Source organism: Paenisporosarcina sp. P5_A11 (assembly GCF_056400705.1).
Map to the genome: position 1 here is coordinate 1 of NZ_JBFUKT010000215.1, position 4,982 is coordinate 4,982.

The 4,982-nt window shown below is 36.5% G+C and carries 4 protein-coding genes; all 4 read right to left on the bottom strand.

Features of this window, described 5'->3' with window-relative positions; translation table 11 throughout:
- Positions 1-334 precede the first annotated feature (334 nt).
- The 4 genes from AC1DOS_RS17960 to AC1DOS_RS17975 are packed head-to-tail and all read right to left on the bottom strand — an operon-like array spanning position 335 to position 4,605.
- The gene (locus AC1DOS_RS17960) at positions 335-1,405 is read right to left on the bottom strand and encodes a phosphotransferase (RefSeq protein WP_477538600.1); all 1,071 of its coding nucleotides are present in this window, start codon (positions 1,403-1,405) and stop codon (positions 335-337) included.
- 30 nt (positions 1,406-1,435) lie between these two features.
- Positions 1,436-2,614, bottom strand: coding sequence for a carboxylate--amine ligase (locus tag AC1DOS_RS17965; protein ID WP_477538601.1), 1,179 nt, complete (start codon positions 2,612-2,614; stop codon positions 1,436-1,438).
- Positions 2,615-3,952, bottom strand: coding sequence for a glycosyltransferase family 4 protein (locus AC1DOS_RS17970; RefSeq protein ID WP_108585322.1), 1,338 nt, complete (start codon positions 3,950-3,952; stop codon positions 2,615-2,617). It abuts the gene before it with no gap.
- Positions 3,949-4,605 (bottom strand): PIG-L deacetylase family protein, encoded by a 657-nt coding sequence (locus AC1DOS_RS17975; RefSeq protein WP_477538602.1) that lies wholly within the window; start codon positions 4,603-4,605, stop codon positions 3,949-3,951. Before AC1DOS_RS17975 ends, AC1DOS_RS17970 begins: the two co-directional genes overlap by 4 nt.
- Positions 4,606-4,982 lie beyond the last annotated feature (377 nt).

Sequence of the window (4,982 nt, forward strand, 5' to 3'; positions counted from 1 at the left end):
CCCCTTATWTGCGCTTTTTTCATTTTCGATGTTTCCCCTAAAATATCTCTATTTACTTTCTTTAATTGTTTTATCATAATTAAAAAATCACACTTAACCCGTTAAGCCATTCATGAGATGGTTACCAATGGACTTGAGGAAGAACAGCATCTTTTTTTTTGCAAAAAAATGATCAATGATGACTGTCTCATGTCCGCATTAGATGTATAACTCATGCATGGTAACGAATAAATCCGGCTCTCCAGTAACAAGTATTTTGATGGTAACTTACCACCCTTTTGAATTCTTATTTAAAATCTCCTCTTACACTTGATTTCTATTCTTTTCGGATGTATTAATATAATCCGAGTTCTATCCCCCAAGTCATAGTTTTCTCCAAATATCTTTCTAGAAGTATACTTTTTTCTCCCCTTAACACTCTGCGCAAGTGATTAAGCAGCCTTTTCTCTAAGGTTCTCTGTAAATAAGTCATTTTCAAAAGCTGTAGTGTATCCGTCTGAAATGTAATACCATGCTTTTTCATTTCCTGGGTATATAAATGTGTACAATGCTTTCGTATGTCCTCTGCATCTTTTTGCCAATCTTTGCGAAAATCGATTAATATTTCTACAAGGACTACAAGATCAAACCATCCAGGAGCATATTTTGCAGACTCCCAATCAACAAATCGAATCCTCCAGTCTTGATTCTCACTTGCATTTTGACAACTAATATTATGAAAATGGAGATCTCCGTGTATGAGGCTCTGCCCGCTTTCCAACATTTCAGGGAAGAATATGGGGCCTTTTTGTAAAATATGTTGAATGACTTTATAGCTAGGTTCCACCAATCCCCTTAAACTAGGGTCCTTCATTGCCAGATCGAGGTATTCCTTTGTTTTTTCAATATGGCTACTTCTTTCTAAAGCCATCGACTTTGAATCATAATAGGGGAGCCAAGCATCGAAAATGTCACCATGCTGCATTATGCGATTATCGAATGTTGTAGCATGAAATTTCGCCAAGGTTGGAATGATGTTATCAAAGTGTTTTGGGGCAAGTTTAATTTGTCCGCGTAATGGTTTTACATACTCAATAAACATCCAGATTTCTACGGCGTTTACATTCGGCTCAATCCAATATACTTGCGGCATAAATTCAAACAAAGCTTTATTGGCTTTTTGATACATATTCATTTCGACTGTATGATTTTCTTTCAATGGTGGTTTGTAAATTTTTAGTACAATCGGAATGGATTCCATTCCATCAGTAACCACCAATTTCCATATACTTGTTTTTTCACGTGAATTTTTAAGGCACTCTACTTGCGTTTCTACTAATTCAACGTTTTTACCGAGTACCTTTTTCAACTCATCATTCCAACTAAAATGCCTCCATTGTCGTATAATCTCGTCTTTACTGCTCAAAGGAAAGTTCACTCCTTTTCAAATAGATTTTTAACGTCTTACCCATAAATTCCGTAGGTGGGAAACAAAACTTCGTATAAACGGAAGTGGATCATCCCAAGAAAAAAGAGCTTCTACTTTTTTTCCTGATAGGCCCTTGATCCATTTGCCGATTGTCATCTCTCCATTTCTTCGTTTTTGAAGAAATGAAATAAAATCACGGACAAGATAAACCCATTTGATTCCTTCTCGTTGACTTGTGACTGGTAAAGGATTTTGACCAGTTAGTGACAAATAGTACAAGTAGGCTAAATCAACACCGCATGCGATTGATAACCTTTGCGTCAGTCCAATTCTTGAGTTAATTTCAATAAACTTTAACTGTCCATCCCTTTGATCCCGTTTGAATTCTGTAATAGCTAACCCTTTAAAGTGTAGTTCTGAGAGGAAAGATACAGCCTTTTGGATCACTTCTTCATCTCTTATACTTAGGACCATAGCAGAGGAGCCAAAGTCAGGGGGAAATTGATGGATTTTTTGGTTCATATATATCCCAATCAAATTCATCTGTTCATCAAAAAACGTTTTGACCGAATAAATGCATGTCTCGTCTCCGGGAATGATTTCTTGTAGCATCAGTTCGCCGTATGGCAGATAAAAGAGGTACTTTTCCCGCAATTGGGATGCTTCCTCTACCAAGATCGCTTTTTTATACAGCCGGTGACTGATCCGTTTACGGAAGTCGGAAGAATAGACAGGTTTTAAAATACAGGGGAAGGTAACTTCATTGATGATTTTTTCAAGCTGCTGCGCATCGTGTATAGCGAAGATTTTGGGACATGGTACGTTATGTTTAACCGCCAATTCATATGTTAATTTTTTATCTAATACAGATTCAACTAGTGAGTGTTCTGGTAATAAGAACTGATAATATCGATATAATATGGTTCTATGTTTGGATATAAAATGAACAAAGTCATCAGACCCTGCATAGAGTACCGGTTTCTCGCCAAACTTTTTCCCAAAATCGGTAAGAAAATGGAACAATTCCTTTTCTTCAGAAACGGGATTAGGACAAATACCACAAGTGGCATGACGGGTTTTACCGATTTCATATTTCCCTTTTATATCGTATGCATAAACGGTAATTCCTTTTTTTCTCAAACTTCGAACGATACCGATCCCTGTTGCACTTAAATCAAGGACAACAGCTGGAATATCATGTCGCATCTATTCCTCCTCCTTGGTATTAAGGGATTGATATATTTCTTCTATTTTCTTTATCATGCTCGTACTGGTCAAATGCATTTCCGCGAATGTCCCTGCATTTTTGGCCAAGGCTTCTCTTAATGCCGAATCGCTTAGTAGAAGTGATAATTTTTCTGCTAGCTGTTGCGAGTTCCCTGGTTCAGCAATTAAGCCTGAATGGTAATCCTGAATGATTTCTGGAATACCACCTTGATTCGTTGTAATAATAGCCTTGTTCGCAAACATCGCCTCGATGATCGCAATCGGTAACGTGTCGCTCGTGGTTGGCAGAACAAAAATATCAGACTGACTTAACAATTCAGATATATCGTTTCTTACCCCTAAAAAAGAGACGTTGCTTAATTGTAACGCTTGAACTTGATCCTCAAGCTCTTCTCTCATCTCTCCATCACCAACAATCCAAACATCAACATTATTTAATTTACTTTTTATTAAAGCAAGAGCTTCTAACAAGTATTTGTGACCTTTACGAGGGCGAAGACGTGAAATACACGTAATGACAGTTTTATTTTCTGTCGTTGTTAATGTTCTTTGTTTGTTTATCGATTTAAAATCAATACCAGTATAAACAGTCGTCATTTTGTTATCCTTAGCTCCTAATTTTTTTAGCATGGGACGAAAGGCTTCACACAGGGTAATTATGTGATCTGAACTTTCAACGGCTTTTTGATCCAATGCTAAAAAGTAAGCCTCTTCTACAGATTCTTGTTCAATCAAATTAAAATCAAGTTTTCGTTGAGTCATAAACCCATGAGGAGTAAAGAGTAGCGGCTTTTGATAAGATTGGTTTATTCTACCTAATATATTGGCTGTAAATCGATCCTGTGCGTGGAAAATATCATATTTCTCTAAATTCATGTTCCTTAACTTCATTTCGTAATGAGATAGACGTTTGTTTTCCTTTACTATTTTGTCACTGTAATAACCATATCGATTAATATAAAATTGTTTAGTTTCCTTTACTATTTTCTTTTGATAATCCTTACCTATATCCTTTGGAAATAGGTTGGGAGCAATAATATCAACAATATGCCCCAACTCCTCCAATCCAACTTTAAGTGCAGTTATATAATTTTGAAGTCCCCCTACAGCAGGATAATTCCAATATGTCGTAATTAAAATCCGTAGATTTCTCCGTTCTGAGCTATCAATGGACTGTTTCTTGATATTGCACTTGTTCTTTTTCTCTTTCCTCTTTTTTTCTTTTGAGGATTGAGTCATACCATAGTATTGGTCTGTTGCAGAGACCAAATAAGGATATGGAACTGGCAAAGAGGAATGATCGTACTTATCTGTCATTTCCATACCCTCCTTATGATTTCAAAGGCTTCTGCGTATTCAACTCCAACGGTCATGCCGCGTACTTGGGCTAAATGCTCCACTCCTTTATATGATCGCGGATGAGGAAATGGTTTCATCTCTACATCATAGAACTGAAGTGACTCGAGTTTTATCTCGATTGTCTCTGTAATATCGACATAATAATTAGGTTTAAAGGCCTTATCATTCGTATGTTGGCTCCACTCACTGGAAGAAACTGTTTCGAAACAAAGTAGTTCAATTGGCTTTTTTCCTGGTAGCGGGCGGGCTGCAGTTAACACGGCTTGAAACAGAATTTGATGGTCCATGTTAATGTCGCCATAGTGATGGGTAAAAATCATATAAGGTTCATACTTTGCTATTAAAGCTTCAATCTCTTTATTGATAACATGTAATGGAAATGTCTCCAATAATAGATTCGGGTATTCCAAAAAAATAACTTCTTMTATACCTAAGTGTTTATTTGCCATTAAGATGGCCTGCTTCATGTGTCCCTCCTCTTCCTTCCGTCCTTTAGCGAAAATAACGGTGATAACTTTATTTCCATTATTAATTAATTTCTTTAACGTTCCACCGCTACCAAGGAGCTCATCGTCGGGATGTGCTGCAATTACTAACACATTTTTTTTCAAATTTTTCACCTCTTAACTTTTTAATAATTTACTAGACTCTTGTTATGTATATGAAGTTTAATGCTTTTAAGGATAGACAAAAGCGGAGAATGGTGAAAATGAAGAGGAATGAGTGAATAAAATAGAGTAAGAGATAATAAAAACGATATAAATTGGTTAGCCCAAGAGGATGCGGTCAGCGGGAAAGTCATAAAAGCATGATCCCTGTGGGATTATGCTTTTTACTTTTGTACATACATAAAATTGTGAAAGTTCCGATCTTTGAAGGCAGAAGTAACAGTTAGCTTTACGCCAGTGTGTCTTCGACGAAGTGGAATATGCGAACGAGTGTTATAGCTTCAATTCACATAATTAAAAAGGTCAAGTGTGAGTTGTAC

What these genes read in the sequence shown, in the direction of transcription:
- AC1DOS_RS17965 (WP_477538601.1), bottom strand. Translation starts at nt 2,614, where the DNA reads ATGCGACATGATATTCCAGCTGTTGTCCTTGATTTAAGTGCAACAGGG.
- AC1DOS_RS17970 (WP_108585322.1), bottom strand. Translation starts at nt 3,952, where the DNA reads ATGACAGATAAGTACGATCATTCCTCTTTGCCAGTTCCATATCCTTAT.